This window comes from Streptosporangium sandarakinum (assembly GCF_050942225.1).
GTDB lineage: Bacteria > Actinomycetota > Actinomycetes > Streptosporangiales > Streptosporangiaceae > Streptosporangium > Streptosporangium nondiastaticum.
In genome coordinates this window covers 2035542-2052414 of sequence record NZ_CP192034.1, presented here as the reverse complement: position 1 = coordinate 2052414, position 16873 = coordinate 2035542, and the positions used below count along the sequence as shown (strand labels likewise).

The following is a 16873-nucleotide window of genomic DNA, read 5'->3' as shown; positions in this document are numbered from 1 at the left end:
CGATGGGCGGGCCGGGAACTCTGGACCCGCTGTCGGGCGGCCGGGCGCCGGAACAGGAGCCCCCGGGATGCGGCGTTCTCCGGTTACCCCGGCAGCTTGGCGGCGATGACGCCGAACGGGTTGATCGCCGGGGCCTTCTCGAAGAGGTCCGGGGCCTGCTCCGACAGTGCCCTGATCAGCTCACCCGACATGTGGGCGTCGCGGGCCTGCTCGTCGGGGAATGCGTCGAACACCGCGTACAGGGTGGAGCCCAGGCGGATCGCGAACCAGGCGGTGGTCCCCGGCTCCTTCTCGACGAGTTGGAGCGCCTCGGTCAGGAAGCCCTCCGCCTCAGCCTCCTTGCCCGGCTTGACTTCCAGCAGGGCGAGCAATCCCAGGGTGACCATGTCGCCTCCCGCGGGTCTCTCCGATGAAGGACCTGTCACCCTCAGCGTTCCCAGACCGGGGCCACGACTACCGGATCCGCCCGCGGCGCTTCGCCCTGCCGTCCTCCGTCCCCCGCGGCACGAGGGCCGCGGCCGTCGGATCCGCCTGTGGCGCTCCCCCGCCGGGGAGCGCGGCGGGCGTCCGCGAGGTCACGCGCCGGCGCGCGCCCGCAGGGCCGCGAGGGCCCGGTCGGCGTGGGCGCGCATGTTCGTCTCGCTGTGCACGACCTCCAGCACGCGGCGGTCGGTGTCGATGACGAAGGTCATCCGGCGGGTCAGGAACGGCCCGGCCGCGAAGGCACGGCGGGCGCCCAGCGCGCGGGCGACGGCGCCGCCGGGGTCGGACAGCAGGGGGAAGCCCAGCTCGTAGGTGTCGGCGAACCTCTTCTGCCGGGCGACACCGTCACGGCTGATCCCGACCGGATGAGCCCCCAGCGCGGCGAATTCGCCGGCCAGGTCACGGAAGTGGCAGCTCTCGGTCGTGCAGCCGGAGGTCATGGCGGCCGGATAGAAGAACAGCACCACCGGCCCCTCGGCCAGCAGGTCGCTGAGGCGCCGCGCCGTACCGGTCTCGTCGGGAAGTTCGAAGTCCTCGACCACGTCCCCGACCGCGGGCCCACCGCTCATGCCTTGTCCTTCCCTCGCGCCGCCGGCGCGTTCTCTCCCGCCCCGGGGCGGAACCGTGCCCCGGTTCTCCGGTCCCCCATTGTGGGGTGGGCGTCGGCCCGTGGGACAGGGGCCCCGGCGACCGGCCGTACGGGGCTTTCCACGGGGCCGGCGGCGGTGGCCGCCCCGGTGGGGCGGCGTGCTAGCGTCGCCGCCCATGACGGAGAACGTGTACGTGGGCAACGCCGGCGTGGACGCCCCCGGTGACCGCGGCTGGCTGCTCGGGCACTTCAAGCCGGTCGGCGAGGTACGGCACAGCGAGGACGTGGAGATCAAGTGGGGCGTGCACCCCCGCGGCGACGAGCGCGCGGAGTGGGTGCGGGGTGAGAAGCGGACCGCGCTGCTGGTGCTGATCAGCGGGCGGTTCCGGGTGGAGCTGCCGGGGCGCAGCGTGGTCCTGTCCGAGCAGGGTGACTACGTGGTGTGGGGGCAGGGCGTGGACCACTCCTGGTACGCCGAGGAGGAGTCGGTGGTGCTGACCGTGCGCTGGCCGTCCGTCCCCGGCTACGCCGTCGTCTGAGTCCCTCCCGGGGCCGTGGACACGCCCGGCGGACCCACCTGCGGCTTCGTGCCCGTCTCCGCTCCTGGCCCGGCCTGTCCGGCGGGGAGCACGGCCCCGTCCTCCAGGCGAAGGCGCGCACCGCCCTCGATATCGGCATCACCGCGAGCCCCCGCGGAGTGAACCGTGACCCGCCCGTCCGCGCGCGTGCCCGCTCCGCGCGCCAGCATCGGGACATGAGCGCTGAATCCCGGACCGTCACCTTTCCCAACGGCCGTCACCTGACCTGCGACACCTGTGGCAACGAACAGTTCGAGCAGCATTCCTGGAAGCTGCAGACCACGGGGATGACCTTCATGAACCTCGACTGGGCCAACCGCGACGCGACCTGCTACGTGTGCTCGGTCTGCCGGCGGATCCACTGGTTCCACCTCTGAACCGCCGGCGGATCCGCCGGCCCGCGCGCGCCGGCGCCCGGCATCGGGCGTCCGATGCCGGGCGTCCGCTCAGAACACCGGGATGATGTCGTCCGGGTCGAGGACGTCGACCTGGACGCCGTCGATGTCGAGCTCGGGGATCGCGGGGAACTCGATGCCCCAGCGCTGCACGATGACCCGGATCTTGGCCATCGCCACCCGCCAGTTGTCGGCCTGCTCCTCGTAGGAGAGCACCCCCAGGCCCGCGTCGCGCGCGTGGTCCATCAGGACGCGGTGGTTGGCCAGGAAGTACGGCGGCAGCTCCCAGAAGCCGTCCGGCGGCTCCCACAGGATCATGGACAGGAACACGAACCCCGCCCGGAGCTGCCGGGTGATCAGCGTGCGGGTGTCGTCGGTGAGGCCGGGCCACTCCTTGTCGAGGATGGTCATGCAGATCTGCAGGTGGCGGGACTCGTCACGGCCGATGCGGTGGAACATCTCGCTGAAGACCGGGTGCCTGGTGCCGCTCGCCATGCCGCGGAAGAGGGTGGAGGCCGCCATCTCCCCCATCATGAAGCTGGTGAACAGCACCGGCAGGGTGTACTTGCCGACGGCGCTGTTGTAGCCGGTCCAGTAGCGGCCGCCGTTGTGGTAGAGCCAGCCGATGTTGTTGTGGGCGGCCTTCTCCAGGTCGGTGACCGGGGTCCAGTCGAGCGGGCCGCCCGGCCAGAGCCTGGCGATGGCGCGCTGGCAGCACTCCTCGTGGTTCATCTCGTCGCGGGTGATCGAGAAGAAGCACTTGCGGACCGGGTCCTCCTCGTGCTTCTCGAACGCCTGGATGGTGGCGCGGGCGAAGACCGCCGGGCCGGAGGCGTCGAAGTTGGCCAGCACGGAGAACCAGTACATGATCCCGAGCCGCTGCTCGGTCGTGAAGGCGGCCGGGTCGAGGTCGTCCCAGGGCAGGTCCGCCGGGTTCCAGACCATGCGCTTGGACTTCTCGTAGATGGCCGCCAGCTTCTCGGTCTCGACCCGCCATTCCATCGGGTAGATGTTCGGTTGGGGAACCGCGGGGGCGGGCCAGAACCCGCCCTCGGGAACCGTCAGGTCCGCCATGATGCCACCCCTTCGGCCGCCCGGTTGTGACAGGCACAGCTCACATCCTGCGCCCGGATGTCACAATCTTTCAAGAGCGTGCCCGTTGGGAGGCGGCGACACACGCGAGCACCGCGACGGCCGCCACGACCGTGACCGGCCCGAACCGCTCGCCCATCAGGAGCCAGGCCCACACCAGTGTCAGCAGCGGCTGGGCGAGCTGGGTCTGGCCGGCGCGGGCGATGCCGCCCGCGGCCAGGCCGGCGTACCAGGGGATGAAGCCGAGGAACATGGAGAACAGGCCGACGTAGGCGAACCCCGCGACCGACACCGCGTCCGGCCGCGATTCCGTCGCCAGCGCCAGCGCGACGGTCACCGGGACGGTGAGGGGCGCGGCGACGACGAGGGCGTGGGAGATGACCCGTGAGCCGGGGATCTCGCGGGCGAGCCGGCCGCCCTCGGTGTAGCCGACGGCGGCCGACACGAGCGCGCCGACGAGCAGCAGGTCGGCTCCGGTGACGTGACCGCCGCCCCGGCTGAGGGTGAAGGCGGTGATCGCCGCGGCGCCCAGGGCGCACGTCGCCCAGAACAGCGGCCGGGGCCGCTCCCCGCCGCGTACGGCGGCGCAGGCGGCGGTGGCGGCGGGCAGCAGCCCGATGACCACCGCGGCGTGGGAGGCGCTCGCCCCGGCGTCGAGCGCCAGCCCGCTGAAGAGGGGGAAGCCGATCACGACGCCGGCCACGATGAGCAGGTAGGAGCCGAGCAGGCGGCGAGGTGGCAGCAGGGGCGCCCGGGTGGCGAGGAGGAAGACCAGCGCCGCCGCGGCGGCGATGGCGGCCCGGCCGACGGCCACGAGGTAGGGGTCGAAGCCCCTCATCGCGAACGCCGTGGCCGGGAACGACATGGAGAACGTCAGCACGCCGAGCCCGGCGAGGATGGTGCCGCGCCACGCCGTACCCGGCAGGGCCTCCGGGTGGGGCACCGCTACTCGATTCCGGACAATAGCGCTACTCTTATCCATCATGAATGACGATAGCAGTATCGTCCGATTGGCTGCCAGCATCAGGGAGACCGCGGCCCGGATGCGCCCCGGCGACCGGCTGCCGTCGAGCCGCGAGCTGGTGCGGGCCTACGGCGTGAGCCCGGTGACCGTGTCGCGGGCCCTGGGACGGCTCGCCGCCGAGGGCCGGGTGGTCGTCAGGCCCGGCAGCGGCACCTACGTCGCCCCCGCCGCTCCCCGCCCGGACGACGCGGCGGACCTGTCCTGGCAGACGGTGGCCCTCGGCGACCGGGTGGTGGACGACGCCGGGGTGAGCGGTCTGCTCACCCCGGCGCCGGAGGGCGTCGTCCCGCTCACCGGCGGCTATCTCCCGGAGGCGCTGCGGCCGGAGCGGGCGCTGTCGGCCGCGGTCTCGCGCGCGGCGCGCCGTCCCGGCGTCTGGGACACGCCGCCGCTGAACGGCCTGGCCGAGCTGCGCGGGTGGTTCGCCCGGGAGGTCGGCGGCGGCGTCACGGCGGCCGACGTCCTGGTGGCCGCCGGGGGCCAGGCCGCCCTGACCCACGCCTTCCGCGCGCTGGCCGCGCCGGGCACACCCGTCCTCGTCGAGACGCCCACCTACCCGGGCGCGCTCGCCGCCGCGCGGGCGGCCGGGCTGCGGGCCACGGCCGTGCCGGTGGACCGCGACGGGGTGCGGCCGGAGCTGCTCGCGGAGGCGTTCGCGGTGACGGGCGCCCGGATCTTCTACTGCCAGCCCACCCTGCACAATCCCACCGGCGCGACGCTGCCCCTGGACCGGCGGCGCCAGGTGCTCGCGGTGGCGCGGGCCGCCGGGGCGTTCGTCGTCGAGGACGACTACGCCAGATACCTGACGGCCTCTCCCGCCCCGCCCCCGCTGGTCGCGCTGGACTCCCACGGCACCGTCGTGCACGTCAACTCGTTGACCAAGCCGCTGTCTGCGGGCATGCGGGTCGCCGGGGTCGTCGCCCGCGGGCCCGCCGCGCGGAGGCTGCGGGCGAGCCAGGTCGTGGAGTCGTTCTTCGTGCCCAGGCTGCTCCAGGAGACGGCGCTGGAGCTCGTCGGCTCCCCCGCCTGGCCCCGCCATCTGGCGGCGCTGGGCGCCGAGCTGGCGGCCCGCAGGACCGCGCTGGTCACGGAGCTCACCGCCCGCCTGCCGGCCGCCGGGATCCACCTCGTGCCCGCGGGCGGGCTCCACCTGTGGTTACGGCTGCCGTCCGGCACCGACGAGGACGCGGCGGTGGAGGCGGCCCGGCGGGCGGGCGTCACGGTCAGTCCCGGCCGCATCTACCACCCGGCCGAGCCTCCCGGGCCCCGCATCCGGGTGACCCACTCGGCCGCCGCCCACGTGGCGGAGCTGACCGAGGGGGTGCGGCGGCTGGCGGCCGCGCTGGAGGAGACCCGCTGACGGACCGTACGGCGGCACCTTTCCGTCCTGCGGAAACACCACCGAACCGGCCACGATGGAGTCGCACGGAACACAACCCTCTAATGCCATACAGTGGTTGCGAAGAGGTGATCGCCCCGATGAACGATCCTGCGGCCCTGGTCTGCGACTTCGTGAACACCTATGACGTCGAGAGCGGCACCGACGCGGTCCCGTCCCCCGCCGCGCTGGCCGCCTGGCTCACCGGGCGCGGACTGGCCGCGCCGTCCGACACGGCCACCGGTGACGACCTCGCCCTGGCCGTCGCCCTGCGGGAGACCCTGCGCGAGGCGCTCCGCCGCAACCACGACGCCCGCGCCGCCGATGCCCCCGACGGCCCCGGCGGCTCCAGCAGTTCCGGCGGTCCCGACGGGCCGGTGGGCGACGGCGCGGCCACCGGCGGGCGGCCCGGCCCCCCGTCGCGGGTGTTCGCCGGACTCCCGCTGCGGGTGACCCTGACGGCCGGCGGACCGGCCCTGGAGCCGGTCGCGGAGGGGGTGCCCGCGGGTCTGGCGCGGATCGCGGCGGCGGTGATGGCCGCGCACGCCGCCGGGATGTGGCCCAGACTGAAGGTGTGCACCGAGAGCACCTGCCAGTGGGCCTTCGTCGACTCCTCGAAGAACCGCTCGCGGTCCTGGTGTTCCATGAGGGTGTGCGGCAACCGCACAAAGACCCGGGCATATCGGGCACGACGCCAGGCGGAGACCGGATCGCGTCATCTACGAGCCGGATTCCCCGATACGGTGTAGGGGCCTGTCTCACGGATCACCGTGCCTGATGCCCGCTCGCGTGGCCGGAGAACCGCGAGGCAGCGCGTCCTGAGGCGACGGCACGGCAGCAAAGGAGCGGGCCGAGATGGCAGACGTAGGCGTGCGGGTGGCTCGGCACGATGATGTCGCCGCGGTGACGAGCACCCAGATTCGCGCCTGGAAATACGGCTACCGGGACTTCCTTCCCGAGGGGCCGCTCGAGCAGATGACCAATGCGGCGGCCGAGGCGATGTGGCGGCGCCAGTGGGACGAGGCGATCGTCAGCCCGCCGTCCTCCCGCCACCGGGTGCTGGTGGCGGTCGAGCAGGTCGTCCTCGACACCGACGCGTTCCCCGCGCTCGGTCCCGGCGGGATCGAGGCGGCCGCGGCGATGCGGGGCGCCGAGCGCGTGGTGGGCCTGGCCTCCCACGCCCCGGCCGAGGACCCCGACCTGAACCCGGACACCACGGCGGAGATGCTCAGCTTCCTGGTGGATCCCGACTACGTCCGGCGGGGGCACGGCAGCCGCCTGCTCAACGCGACGGTCGACTACCTCCGTGACGACGGCTACCACACCATCGTGACGTGGGCCTTCGCCGACAACCACCGGGCCCTCGGGTTCCTGGAATCGGCGGGGTGGGGTGAGGACGGCGCCGAGCGGGTCCTTAACATGGGGCGGCCGGTGCGGATGGTCCGCCTGGCCACCGACATCAGCTGAACGCCGGCGCGCGCCGGCCCGGGACCGCGAGGCGTCCGGGGCGGCCGCGAACCGGTGACAACGCCCGAGAGGAACCCCGCAGCCCATGGCCACCCCGAGCCAGTGGATCGCCGGAGCACGTCCGCGTACCCTTCCCGCCGCCGTCGTCCCCGTCGCCGTCGGCACCGGCGTCGCGATCGGGGACGACGGGGCGGTGTGGTGGCGCGCCCTGCTCGCCCTGTTCGTGGCGCTCGCCCTGCAGATCGGGGTGAACTACTCCAACGACTACAGCGACGGCGTGCGCGGCACCGACGACCAGCGGGTCGGGCCGATGCGCCTGGTCGGCTCGGGGGTGGCGGCCCCCCGCCAGGTCCTCGCCGCGGCCCTGGGCTGCTTCGCCGCCGCCGCGGTGGCGGGGCTGGCGCTGGTCCTGGTCACCCGGGCGTGGTGGCTGCTGGCGGTGGGCGCGCTGGCGATCGCGGCGGCCTGGTTCTACACCGGCGGCTCCCGGCCCTACGGCTACCGCGCGCTCGGCGAGCTGTCGGTGTTCGTGTTCTTCGGCCTGGTGGCGACGGCGGGCACGACGTTCGTCCAGCTCGAACGGCTCTCCTGGACCGCCCTGGCGGCCTCCGTGCCGGTCGGCCTGCTGGCCTGCGCGATGCTGGTGATCAACAACCTGCGCGACATCACCACCGACGGCCCGGCGGGCAAGCGCACCATGGCCGTGGTGCTGGGCGACAGCCGCACCCGCGTCCTCTACACCCTCTGCCTGGTCCTGCCGCTGGCCGTCGCGCTCGTCATGGCGGTGTGGCGGCCGTTCGCGGCGCTGGCCATCCTGTCCGCGCCGCTGGCGATCGCCCCGGTGCTGTTCGTCGGGCGCGGCATCACCGGCCCGGCCCTGATCGCCACGCTCCAGCAGACGGGCCGCTTCCAGCTCGCCTTCGGCCTGCTGTTCACCGTCGGCCTCGCCCTCTGACCTTCGGTACGGCCCGGCCGGCGGCCCCGGCGCCCGGCCGCCGGGCACCGCGCCCCGATGTCACATCGGGGCGCGCCCTCTCGTCCTTCCCGTGAAAGCACGGAAGAAGGAGGGGGAAACATGTCCCGCATCGTGATCGTCGGCGGGGGGTTCGCGGGGGTCTGGAGTGCCGTCGCGGCGGCCCGCACGCGTGGGGATGGGAAGAGCCCGCGCATCACGCTCGTCGCCCCGGACGACGACCTCGTGCTACGTCCCCGGCTGCACCGGCTCGACCCGGACGCCGCCCGCGTGCCGCTGAAGCGGATCCTGGCGCCGGTGGGCGTGGAGCACCTGCGCGCGAAGGTGACGGATATCGACACCTCGGGGCACCGCGTCACCGCGGACGGCCACGAGATCGGCTACGACCGCCTGGTGCTGGCCTCCGGCAGCCGCCTGGTGCGCCCCGGCCTGCCGGGCGCCGAGCACCTGTTCGACGTCGACACCGCCGAGGGCACGGCCCGGCTCGCAAGCCGCCTGCGGGGGCTGGACGATTTCACGGCCGTGGTCGTCGGGGCCGGATTTACCGGCCTGGAGGTCGCCACCGAGCTCGCCGCCCGCGGGAACGTGGTGCTGGTGGAGCGCGCGGACGTCGTCGGTCCCGACCTCGGGCCCGGACCGCGTCCGGTGATCGAGGCGGCCCTGGCCGACCTGGGGATCCGGACCCTGCTCGGCACGACCGTCGGCGCCGTGGACGCCGGGGGCGTGACCCTCGCCGAGGGCACCCGGATCGCGGCCGACGCGGTCGTCTGGACGGGAGGCGTGCAGGCCGGCCCGCTCACCGCGCTGGTCCCCGGCGAGCGGGACCACCTGGGCCGCCTCGCGGTGGACCGGCATCTGCGGGTCCGCGGGGAGGCCAGCGGTGACGTCTTCGCCGCCGGGGACGTCGCCGCCGCCCTCGCCGAACCCGGCCACCATGTCCTGCAGTGCTGCCAGCACGCCGTGCCGATGGGGAAGGTGGCGGGCCGCAACGCCGCCGCCGACCTGCTCGGGCTGCCGCCGGAGGACTTCGCGCCCGACCCGTACGTCACCTGCCTGGACCTGGGGGCCGCCGGGGCGGTGACCACCGCGGGCTGGGACCGCACGGTCCGGCTGACCGGGGCGGCGGCCAAGGAACGGAAGGAGCTGATCCTGAGGATGATCCGGCCGCCGCTCGACGACGCCGGGGAGATCTTCCGCGCGGCCTCCCGTCAGGGCGTGGGCGTCCCTCGCTGATCCCCGTGCCCCGCCGTACGGCCCGGGAGCCGGATACGGCGGTGGGCGGGACCGGCGCGACACACCCGGGACGGCGGTGTGGCCGCGCCCGGGACGGCGGCGCGACCGCGGCCCGGGTGCGGCCGCGACCGCACGTCGAGACGGACCACGGGAACCGGCCCGGTCGGCGAGGCGGGGCTCAGCCGGACAGCGGGCGGCGCATCACCACGCGGGGCGCGAGCTCGATGCCCAGCTCGCGTTCATGCGCCACCAGCGCGGCCATCTCCGGCCCCCACTCGGCGGGATCCAGGACGGCGAAGCCCCGCCGGGCGTACCAGGGCGCGTTCCACGGCACGTCCCGGAACGTCGTCAGCGTCACGGCCGCCGCGCCGGTCGAGGCCGCGTGGTCGCAGACCGCCTCCAGCAGCCGTCCCCCGATGCCGCGCCGCCCATGATCGGGGTGGACGGCGAGCTGGTCGAGGTGGACGTCACCGTCCACCCGGCCGATCATGGCGAAGCCGACCGGCGGCGTGCCGGCCACCAGGACCCGCGACGGGTCGCCGACCTCCTCGATCATCGTGGTGCCCGGCGGGAAGGTGATGCCCACCGCGGCGAACACCCCGTCCGCGGCGGTCTCCACCGCGGCCAGCCCGGCCAGTTCCCCCGCCTCGGCCCAGCGCACCCCGGCCGGATCCGGGCGTCGATCTCCTGTCACGGAACCGGAGGATACCGGGGACGCGTGCCTCCTCGCCGGGTGACCGGACCGTTGGGAAAGCCCGCGGCAGCCGGGCGCCCGGGATCTCGGGACACCGGGGGATCCGGCGGAGGTCCGGAGTTCGGCGCCCGCGCCCCGGACGACGCGACAGAACGTCTCCACGCCCCGGACGACACGAGAGGACACCTCCACGCCCCGGATGACGCGAGAGGACACCTCAGCGCCCGGGCGGCACGAAGGACGGCATCGGACGGCTCGCCGGGCCCGTCAGATGCCGCTGGACGGGCCCAGGACGGCCGCTCAGAGGTCGAGCAGGTGCTCCAGGCCCACGGTCAGCCCCGGCGTCTCCCGCACCCGGCGCACGCCCAGCAGGACGCCGGGAGTGAACGACGAGCGGTTCATGGTGTCGTGGCGGAGGGTGAGGGTCTCGCCGTCCCCGCCCAGCAGCACCTCCTGGTGGGCGATCAACCCGGCCAGCCGTACGGCGTGGACGTGGACCCCGTCAACCTCGGCGCCGCGCGCGCCGTCCAGCTCGGCGCTGGTGGCGTCGGGCATCGGCCCGGTCCCGGCCTTGCGCCGCGCCTCGGCGACCAGCTCGGCCGTACGGCGGGCGGTGCCGGAGGGCGCGTCGGCCTTGTTCGGGTGGTGCAGCTCGATGATCTCGACGGAGTCGAAGTAGCGGGCGGCCTGCTGGGCGAAGCGCATCATCAGCACGGCCGCGATGCCGAAGTTGGGGGCGATCAGCGCGTTGACGCCGGGGTTGGCGTCGAGCCAGCCGCGCACGGTGGCCAGGCGGCCGGCGTCGAAGCCGGTGGTGCCGACCACCGGGTGAACGCCGTGGGCGATGCACCATTCGAGGTTGCCCATGACGACGTCGGGGTGGGTGAAGTCCACCACCACATCGCAGCCGGTGAGCCCCTCGATCGGGTCGCCCTTGTCGAGGGGAGCGACCAGCTCCAGGTCACCGGCGGCCTCGACGGCCTTGCAAACTTCCCTGCCGACGCGTCCGCGCGCGCCCAGAACTCCAACCCTGATCACGGCCACCAGGCTATACCGTCGGCCGTCCCGTCCCTCGCGAGCGCCGCCCCGCGCGGCGGGGTCCGCGGCGGGGCGGCGCCACGGGGAACGGCCCGGACGCGGAACGGACGCGGAACGGCCCGGTCGCGGCGCTGCCGAGACGCAGCGCGTGTCGGACGGGGAACGGCCCGGACGCGGAACGGCCCCGGCGCTCGGGAGCGCCGGGGCCGTCCGTCGGCCGTGAGACCGCCGGCCCTGGGAGGGCCGCCGGTCAGCCGGTCAGGGCCGCGCTGAAGTCCTTGCCCTCGTAGGGGCCGATGACCGCGAGGGTCATCGGGCGGCTGAGGACGTCACGGGCGACGGCGGTGATCTCCTCGGGGGTGACCGCGTCGATCCGGGCGAGGATCTCGTCCACCGACAGGTGCTCGTCGAAGACCAGCTCGCCCTTGCCGATCCTGGACATCCGGGAGCCGGTGTCCTCCAGGCCCAGCACCAGGCCGCCGCGCATCTGCCCCTTGCCCCGGACGATCTCCTCCTCGGAGATGCCCTCGGCGGTGACCCGCAGGAGCTCCTCGCGGCAGATCTTCAGCACCTCGTCGATCTTCGACGGCAGGCAACCGACGTAGACGCCGAACTGGCCGGTGTCGGCGTAGGAGGAGGTGTAGGAGTACGCCGAGTAGGCGAGCCCCCGCTTCTCCCGGATCTCCTGGAACAGCCGCGAGGACATGCCGCCGCCGAGCGCCGCGTTCAGCACGCCGAGCGCGAAGCGGCGGTCGTCGGTGCGGACCAGGCCGGTCGTGCCGAGGACCAGGTTGGCCTGCTCGGTCGGCCGGTGCAGCACCCGGACGCCGGAGCGCGACTCGACGCCGGGCCCCGAGACGCGCGGGGGAACCGGCGCGGCGTCCCCGCCGAGGGCTCCGGCCCGCTCGTAGGCGGCGGCGACCAGCTCCACGACCCGCTCGTGGGTGACGTTGCCCGCCACCGCCACGACGGTGTGCGTGGGCAGGTAGTGCCGCCGGTAGTACTCGGCGATCCGGTCGCGGTCGATGGCGTTGATCGACTCGATCGTGCCGAGGATCGGCCGGCCGACGGGCGTGTCACCGTACAGCTCCGCGGAGAACTGCTCGTGCACCACGTCCGACGGGTCGTCGTCGTGCATGGCGATCTCTTCGAGGATCACGCCGCGTTCCGCCTCGACGTCCTCGGGAGTGATGGCCGAGGAGGTCACCACGTCGGAGAGGACGTCGATCGCCACCTGGAGGTCCTCGTCGAGGACCCGCGCGTAGTAGCAGGTGTACTCCTTGGCGGTGAAGGCGTTGATCTCACCGCCGATGCCCTCGATCGCCGCGGAGATCTCCAGCGCGTCCCGCGTGGGGGTGCCCTTGAACAGCAGGTGCTCAAGGAAGTGGGAGGCCCCCATGTGCTCGGGGGCCTCGTCCCTCGATCCGATGCCGACCCACATGCCGACCGCGACGGAACGCACGGTCGGCATGGACTCGGTCACCACCCGGAGCCCACCGGGGAGGACGGTGCGCCGCACCACCCCGGCGCCGTCCTTGCCGGGGTGCAGAGTGGTCGTGATCACGAGTTGCGGTCTTCCCCCCCGCGGCTGCCGCCGCCGCTGCGGGTACGGGTGCGGGTGCGGCGCGGCCGCTCCTCACCCGACGCGGCCGCCGGGGCGGCGGACGCGACGGGAGCGTCGTCACCCGACTCCGGGGTGCCGGCCTCGCCCTTGGCCTCCGCCTCCCGCTCGACGACCTCGACCGGGACCAGGGACAGCTTGCCGCGCGAGTCGATCTCGGCGATCTCCACCTGGACCTTCTCGCCGACGTTCATGACGTCCTCGACGTTCTCGATGCGCTTGCCGCCGTGCAGCTTGCGGATCTGGGAGACGTGCAGCAGGCCGTCCTTGCCCGGCATGAGGGAGATGAAGGCGCCGAAGGCCGCGATCTTGACGACCGTGCCCAGGTAGCGCTCCCCGACCTCCGGCATGTGCGGGTTGGCGATGGCGTTGATCGCCGACCGGGCCGCCTCGGCGGACGGGCCGTCGGTGGCGCCGATGTAGATCGTTCCGTCGTCCTCGATCGTGATCTCGGCGCCGGTGTCGTCCTGGATCTGGTTGATCATCTTGCCCTTCGGGCCGATGACCTCGCCGATCTTGTCGACCGGGACCTTGATCGTGATGATGCGCGGCGCGGTGGCGTTCATCTCCGCCGGAGAGTCGATGGCCTCCTGCATCACGTCGATGATGGCCAGCCGCGCGCCCTTGGCCTGCTTCAGCGCGGCGCCCAGGACCGAGGCGGGGATGCCGTCGAGCTTGGTGTCGAGCTGCAGCGCGGTGATGACGTCCTTGGTGCCGGCGACCTTGAAGTCCATGTCGCCCATGGCGTCCTCGGCCCCGAGGATGTCGGTCAGCGTGACGTACTGGTCGCCCTCGTTGATCAGGCCCATCGCGATGCCCGCGACGATGCCCTTGAGCGGGACGCCCGCGTCGAGCAGCGCCATCGTCGAGGCGCAGACCGAGCCCATGGAGGTCGAGCCGTTGGAGCCGAGCGCCTCGGAGACCTGGCGGATCGCGTAGGGGAACTCCTCGCGGGCCGGCAGGACCGGGATGAGCGCCCGCTCGGCGAGCGCGCCGTGGCCGATCTCGCGGCGCTTGGGCGAGCCCACGCGGCCGGTCTCACCGGTGGAGTAGGGCGGGAAGTTGTAGTTGTGCATGTAGCGCTTGGTGCGCTCGGGGTTGAGCGTGTCGATCATCTGCTCCATGCGGAGCATGTTCAGCGTCGTGATGCCCAGGATCTGGGTCTCGCCGCGCTCGAACAGGGCCGAGCCGTGCACCCGGGGCACGACGTGGACCTCGGCGTTGAGCTGGCGGATGTCCTTGACCCCGCGGCCGTCGATGCGGACGCCCTCGCTGATGACCCGCTCGCGCATGAGCTTCTTGGTCACCGTGCGGAAGGCCGCGGAGATCTCCTTCTCGCGGCCCTCGAAGTCGGCGCCCAGCTTCTCCAGCGCCAGGGCCTTGACGCGGTCGAGCTCGGCCTCGCGCTCCTGCTTGCCGGCGATGGTCAGCGCCGCGGCGAGTTCGCTGCGGATCGCGGTGCCCACCGCCTCCAGGACGTCGTCCTGGTAGTCGAGGAACAGCGGGTACTCGGCGGTCTCCTTCGCGGCGACCTTGGCGATCCTGGCCTGCGCGTCGCACAGCACCTTGATGAACGGCTTGGCCGCCTCAAGGCCCTGCGCCACGGTCTCCTCGGTCGGCGCGACGGCGCCCTCGGCGACGAGCTTGAGCGTGTCGCGGGTGGACTCGGCCTCGACCATCATGATCGCAACGTCGCCGTCGTCCAGGACGCGGCCGGCGACCACCATGTCGAAGGTGGCGCGCTCCAGCTCCGGGTGCGTCGGGAACGCGACCCACTGGCCGTCGATCAGCGCGACGCGGACGCCGCCGATCGGGCCGGAGAAGGGCAGCCCGGCGAGCTGGGTGGACAGGGACGCGGCGTTGATCGCGACCACGTCGTACAGGTGGTCGGGGTGCAGCGCCAGGACGGTCGCCACGACCTGGATCTCGTTGCGCAGGCCCTTGACGAACGACGGGCGCAGCGGCCGGTCGATCAGGCGGCAGGTGAGGATGGCGTCCTCGGAGGGACGGCCCTCACGGCGGAAGAAGGAGCCGGGGATGCGGCCCGCGGCGTACATCCGCTCCTCGACGTCGACCGTCAGTGGGAAGAAGTCGAGGTTCTCCTTGGGATGCTTGGAGGCGGTGGTGGCCGAAAGGACCATCGTCTCGTCGTCGAGGTAGACGACGGCGGAGCCCGCCGCCTGGCGCGCCAGCCGCCCGGTCTCGAACCGGACGGTACGCGTGCCGAATGAGCCGTTGTCGATGACGGCTTCGCTGTTGTGGACACCCTCCACGGGGGACCTCCTTGTGGGATCGGTCACCCGCGCCCGGTCAGGCACGCGTGTCGCGCCTGATCGCTTTCGTGCCGGCCTCCCCGTAGGTGCAGCGCCGGTCTTCGATCGAAGCGCCCGGTTCCGTACGGCTCTCGCCGCGATGACCGGGGGCCACTACCGAGGACCGGCCCTCCCACGCCGTGGGGCGCGCTTGCTGGCGGACGCGGGGCAGTTGTCTCGGCTGTTCAGTTTTGCGCACCGGGCCGGTGTCCCCGTGGCGCGACGCGCCGGACACCGCCCGATGAAGTCGGGGAGCGGCGCGTACGCCGCTCCCCGATCATTCTATCGCCGCAGGCCGAGCCGCTCGATGAGCGAGCGGTAACGCTCGATGTCCTTGCTGGCGAGGTACTTGAGCAGACGGCGACGACGACCGACGAGCAGCAGCAGGCCGCGGCGGCTGTGGTGGTCGTGCTTGTGCACCTTCAGGTGCTCGGTGAGCTCGCTGATGCGCTTGCTGAGCAGCGCGATCTGCACCTCGGGGGAACCGGTGTCGGTCTCGCCCTTGGCGTACTCACCGATGATCTGCTTCTTTGCTGCGGTGTCGAGCGACACGTCTCTCCTTGAACCTCTACGGGCACGCGGGATCTCAGATGCCCGAACGACCATGCGTGCCTACAGTCGCCGTGGCGGTGTCAGCACCGGCGTCGCGACCTCGTCGACATCGCCGGTTACAGAACTGACATGCCAGATTACCACCCGGCTCCAAGGTCTCGCACATCCGGCGCCGGGCGCCCCCGGGGCGCCCGGCGTCATGCCCGCTGATACCCCTCGCGGCCCGTTCCATACCCGCCGGCGGGAACCGGGTCCCCGGGACGGCTCAGAAGGAGTCGGGAGGGGTCCAGACGGCGGTGAGGCGGCGGGCCTCGTCGACGTCGGCCCGCATCTGGCCGATGAGCGCCTCGACCGAGTCGAACCTGAGGTTGTCGCGGAGCCGCGGCCCGAAGTCGACGGCCACGTGGGCGCCGTACAGCTCCAGGTCGTCACGGTCGAGCGCGTACGCCTCGACGGTGCGGGGAACGCCCTCGAAGGTCGGGTTGGTGCCCACGGAGATCGCGGCGGGCCAGCGCTCGCCGTCGTAGGCGACGGGGAGGTTGCCGTTCGGGACGCACTGCAGCCAGCCGGCGTAGACGCCGTCGGCGGGGATCGCGGTGAAGGCGGGCGACTCGACATTGGCGGTGGGGAAGCCGAGCTGCCGGCCCCGCTGGTAGCCCCGGACCACCACGCCCTCGACCCGGTGGGGGCGGCCGAGCGCCACCGCGACGGCCTCGGTGTCGCCGGCGGCCAGCCGGTCCCGGATGAGGGTGGAGGAGATGATCCCCCCGTTGCTCACCAGCGGAACGGCCTCGGCCACGAAGTCGTACTTCTCGCCGAGCGTCTGCAGCGTCTCGATGTCGCCGGCGGCCTTGTGGCCGAACCGGAAGTTCTCACCGACCACGACGCCGCCGGCGTGCAGCCGGTCGACCAGGATGGTCTGCACGAACTCGTCCGGGCTCATCCGGGAGAACTCCAGCGTGAACGGCAGCACGCAGACCGCGTCCACGCCGAGCGCGGCCAGCAGCTCGGTGCGGTGCCGGGGCGTCGTCAGCCTCAGCGGGTGCGTGCCCGGCCGCACCACCTCCTCCGGATGGGGGTCGAAGGTGACCACGACCGAGGACATGCCGAGCTCGCGGGCCATCTCCACGGCGCGGGTCACCATCTTCTGGTGACCGCGGTGAACCCCGTCGAAGACGCCGATCGTGATGACGGACCTGCCCCAGTCCCCGGGCACGTCTTCCAATCCGTGCCAGCCTCGCACCGCAGCCTCTTCCCTCGTACCGGATCGACTTCCTAAAGCCTGCCACGTCCCGGGGGCTTTCCCGCAACCGGGGAGGCCGCCGGAGATGACAGGCCACCTTACCTCGGACGTGGGAGCCGCCCTCCCGGGCACCGCCCCCGGGGCACGAAGACGCACCATATCCGGGGTACGGAGACGCACCGTGCCCCGGGCACGGAGACG

17 protein-coding genes are annotated in these 16873 nt (G+C 73.1%); 7 read left to right on the top strand and 10 right to left on the bottom strand.

The window, feature by feature from the left end:
* Positions 1 to 83: 83 nt before the first annotated feature.
* A complete protein-coding gene (locus ACQP10_RS09640; protein ID WP_179818874.1) occupies positions 84 to 386 on the bottom strand; it encodes a putative quinol monooxygenase in 303 nt (100 codons plus the stop codon).
* 189 nt (positions 387 to 575) lie between these two features.
* Positions 576 to 1052 (bottom strand): peroxiredoxin, encoded by a 477-nt coding sequence (locus ACQP10_RS09635; protein WP_346020707.1) that lies wholly within the window; start codon positions 1050 to 1052, stop codon positions 576 to 578.
* A 196-nt stretch (positions 1053 to 1248) separates the two neighbouring features.
* On the opposite strand from ACQP10_RS09635, the gene ACQP10_RS09630 reads away from it, so the two are divergent.
* Positions 1249 to 1611, top strand: coding sequence for a signal peptidase I (locus ACQP10_RS09630; protein WP_346020708.1), 363 nt, complete (start codon positions 1249 to 1251; stop codon positions 1609 to 1611).
* Between the two features lie 215 nt (positions 1612 to 1826).
* The gene (locus tag ACQP10_RS09625) at positions 1827 to 2027 is read left to right on the top strand and encodes a hypothetical protein (protein ID WP_346020709.1); all 201 of its coding nucleotides are present in this window, start codon (positions 1827 to 1829) and stop codon (positions 2025 to 2027) included.
* Positions 2028 to 2096: 69 nt separating this feature from the next.
* Here ACQP10_RS09625 and ACQP10_RS09620 read toward each other — a convergent pair whose 3' ends face one another.
* The gene (locus ACQP10_RS09620) at positions 2097 to 3119 is read right to left on the bottom strand and encodes a hypothetical protein (RefSeq protein ID WP_346020710.1); all 1023 of its coding nucleotides are present in this window, start codon (positions 3117 to 3119) and stop codon (positions 2097 to 2099) included.
* Positions 3120 to 3189: 70 nt separating this feature from the next.
* On the bottom strand, positions 3190 to 4080 hold the full coding sequence (locus tag ACQP10_RS09615; RefSeq protein ID WP_433541238.1) for a DMT family transporter: 891 nt from the start codon (positions 4078 to 4080) through the stop codon (positions 3190 to 3192).
* Positions 4081 to 4138: 58 nt separating this feature from the next.
* On the opposite strand from ACQP10_RS09615, the gene ACQP10_RS09610 reads away from it, so the two are divergent.
* From ACQP10_RS09610 to ACQP10_RS09590, 5 genes are all read left to right on the top strand, one after another.
* Positions 4139 to 5521 (top strand): PLP-dependent aminotransferase family protein, encoded by a 1383-nt coding sequence (locus ACQP10_RS09610; RefSeq protein WP_433541890.1) that lies wholly within the window; start codon positions 4139 to 4141, stop codon positions 5519 to 5521.
* Between the two features lie 119 nt (positions 5522 to 5640).
* Complete coding sequence (locus tag ACQP10_RS09605) at positions 5641 to 6288, top strand: CGNR zinc finger domain-containing protein (RefSeq protein WP_433541237.1); 648 nt, start codon at positions 5641 to 5643, stop codon at positions 6286 to 6288.
* A 106-nt stretch (positions 6289 to 6394) separates the two neighbouring features.
* The gene (locus ACQP10_RS09600; RefSeq protein WP_346020713.1) at positions 6395 to 7006 is read left to right on the top strand and encodes a GNAT family N-acetyltransferase; all 612 of its coding nucleotides are present in this window, start codon (positions 6395 to 6397) and stop codon (positions 7004 to 7006) included.
* Between the two features lie 85 nt (positions 7007 to 7091).
* Entirely contained in the window at positions 7092 to 7961 is an 870-nt protein-coding gene (locus ACQP10_RS09595) for a 1,4-dihydroxy-2-naphthoate polyprenyltransferase (RefSeq protein ID WP_346020714.1), read from the top strand.
* Between the two features lie 120 nt (positions 7962 to 8081).
* On the top strand, positions 8082 to 9212 hold the full coding sequence (locus tag ACQP10_RS09590) for an NAD(P)/FAD-dependent oxidoreductase (RefSeq protein ID WP_346020715.1): 1131 nt from the start codon (positions 8082 to 8084) through the stop codon (positions 9210 to 9212).
* A gap of 178 nt (positions 9213 to 9390) precedes the next feature.
* Here ACQP10_RS09590 and ACQP10_RS09585 read toward each other — a convergent pair whose 3' ends face one another.
* From ACQP10_RS09585 to ACQP10_RS09560, 6 genes are all read right to left on the bottom strand, one after another.
* Positions 9391 to 9906: a GNAT family N-acetyltransferase gene (locus ACQP10_RS09585; protein ID WP_346020716.1), complete on the bottom strand. Its 516-nt coding sequence runs from the start codon at positions 9904 to 9906 to the stop codon at positions 9391 to 9393.
* A gap of 300 nt (positions 9907 to 10206) precedes the next feature.
* Positions 10207 to 10944 (bottom strand): 4-hydroxy-tetrahydrodipicolinate reductase, encoded by a 738-nt coding sequence (dapB, locus tag ACQP10_RS09580; RefSeq protein ID WP_179818886.1) that lies wholly within the window; start codon positions 10942 to 10944, stop codon positions 10207 to 10209.
* A 250-nt stretch (positions 10945 to 11194) separates the two neighbouring features.
* Entirely contained in the window at positions 11195 to 12505 is a 1311-nt protein-coding gene (locus ACQP10_RS09575) for a M16 family metallopeptidase (RefSeq protein WP_179822898.1), read from the bottom strand.
* Positions 12505 to 14838: a polyribonucleotide nucleotidyltransferase gene (locus ACQP10_RS09570; RefSeq protein WP_386150376.1), complete on the bottom strand. Its 2334-nt coding sequence runs from the start codon at positions 14836 to 14838 to the stop codon at positions 12505 to 12507. Before ACQP10_RS09570 ends, ACQP10_RS09575 begins: the two co-directional genes overlap by 1 nt.
* A gap of 321 nt (positions 14839 to 15159) precedes the next feature.
* On the bottom strand, positions 15160 to 15429 hold the full coding sequence (gene rpsO, locus ACQP10_RS09565; protein WP_179818888.1) for a 30S ribosomal protein S15: 270 nt from the start codon (positions 15427 to 15429) through the stop codon (positions 15160 to 15162).
* A gap of 265 nt (positions 15430 to 15694) precedes the next feature.
* Positions 15695 to 16672: a bifunctional riboflavin kinase/FAD synthetase gene (locus ACQP10_RS09560; RefSeq protein ID WP_179818889.1), complete on the bottom strand. Its 978-nt coding sequence runs from the start codon at positions 16670 to 16672 to the stop codon at positions 15695 to 15697.
* Between the last annotated feature and the right edge of the window lie 201 nt (positions 16673 to 16873).

What these genes read in the sequence shown, in the direction of transcription:
- ACQP10_RS09600 (WP_346020713.1), top strand. Translation starts at nt 6,395, where the DNA reads ATGGCAGACGTAGGCGTGCGGGTGGCTCGGCACGATGATGTCGCCGCG.
- ACQP10_RS09620 (WP_346020710.1), bottom strand. Translation starts at nt 3,119, where the DNA reads ATGGCGGACCTGACGGTTCCCGAGGGCGGGTTCTGGCCCGCCCCCGCG.
- ACQP10_RS09635 (WP_346020707.1), bottom strand. Translation starts at nt 1,052, where the DNA reads ATGAGCGGTGGGCCCGCGGTCGGGGACGTGGTCGAGGACTTCGAACTT.
- ACQP10_RS09595 (WP_346020714.1), top strand. Translation starts at nt 7,092, where the DNA reads ATGGCCACCCCGAGCCAGTGGATCGCCGGAGCACGTCCGCGTACCCTT.
- ACQP10_RS09630 (WP_346020708.1), top strand. Translation starts at nt 1,249, where the DNA reads ATGACGGAGAACGTGTACGTGGGCAACGCCGGCGTGGACGCCCCCGGT.
- ACQP10_RS09625 (WP_346020709.1), top strand. Translation starts at nt 1,827, where the DNA reads ATGAGCGCTGAATCCCGGACCGTCACCTTTCCCAACGGCCGTCACCTG.
- ACQP10_RS09590 (WP_346020715.1), top strand. Translation starts at nt 8,082, where the DNA reads ATGTCCCGCATCGTGATCGTCGGCGGGGGGTTCGCGGGGGTCTGGAGT.
- ACQP10_RS09605 (WP_433541237.1), top strand. Translation starts at nt 5,641, where the DNA reads ATGAACGATCCTGCGGCCCTGGTCTGCGACTTCGTGAACACCTATGAC.
- ACQP10_RS09640 (WP_179818874.1), bottom strand. Translation starts at nt 386, where the DNA reads ATGGTCACCCTGGGATTGCTCGCCCTGCTGGAAGTCAAGCCGGGCAAG.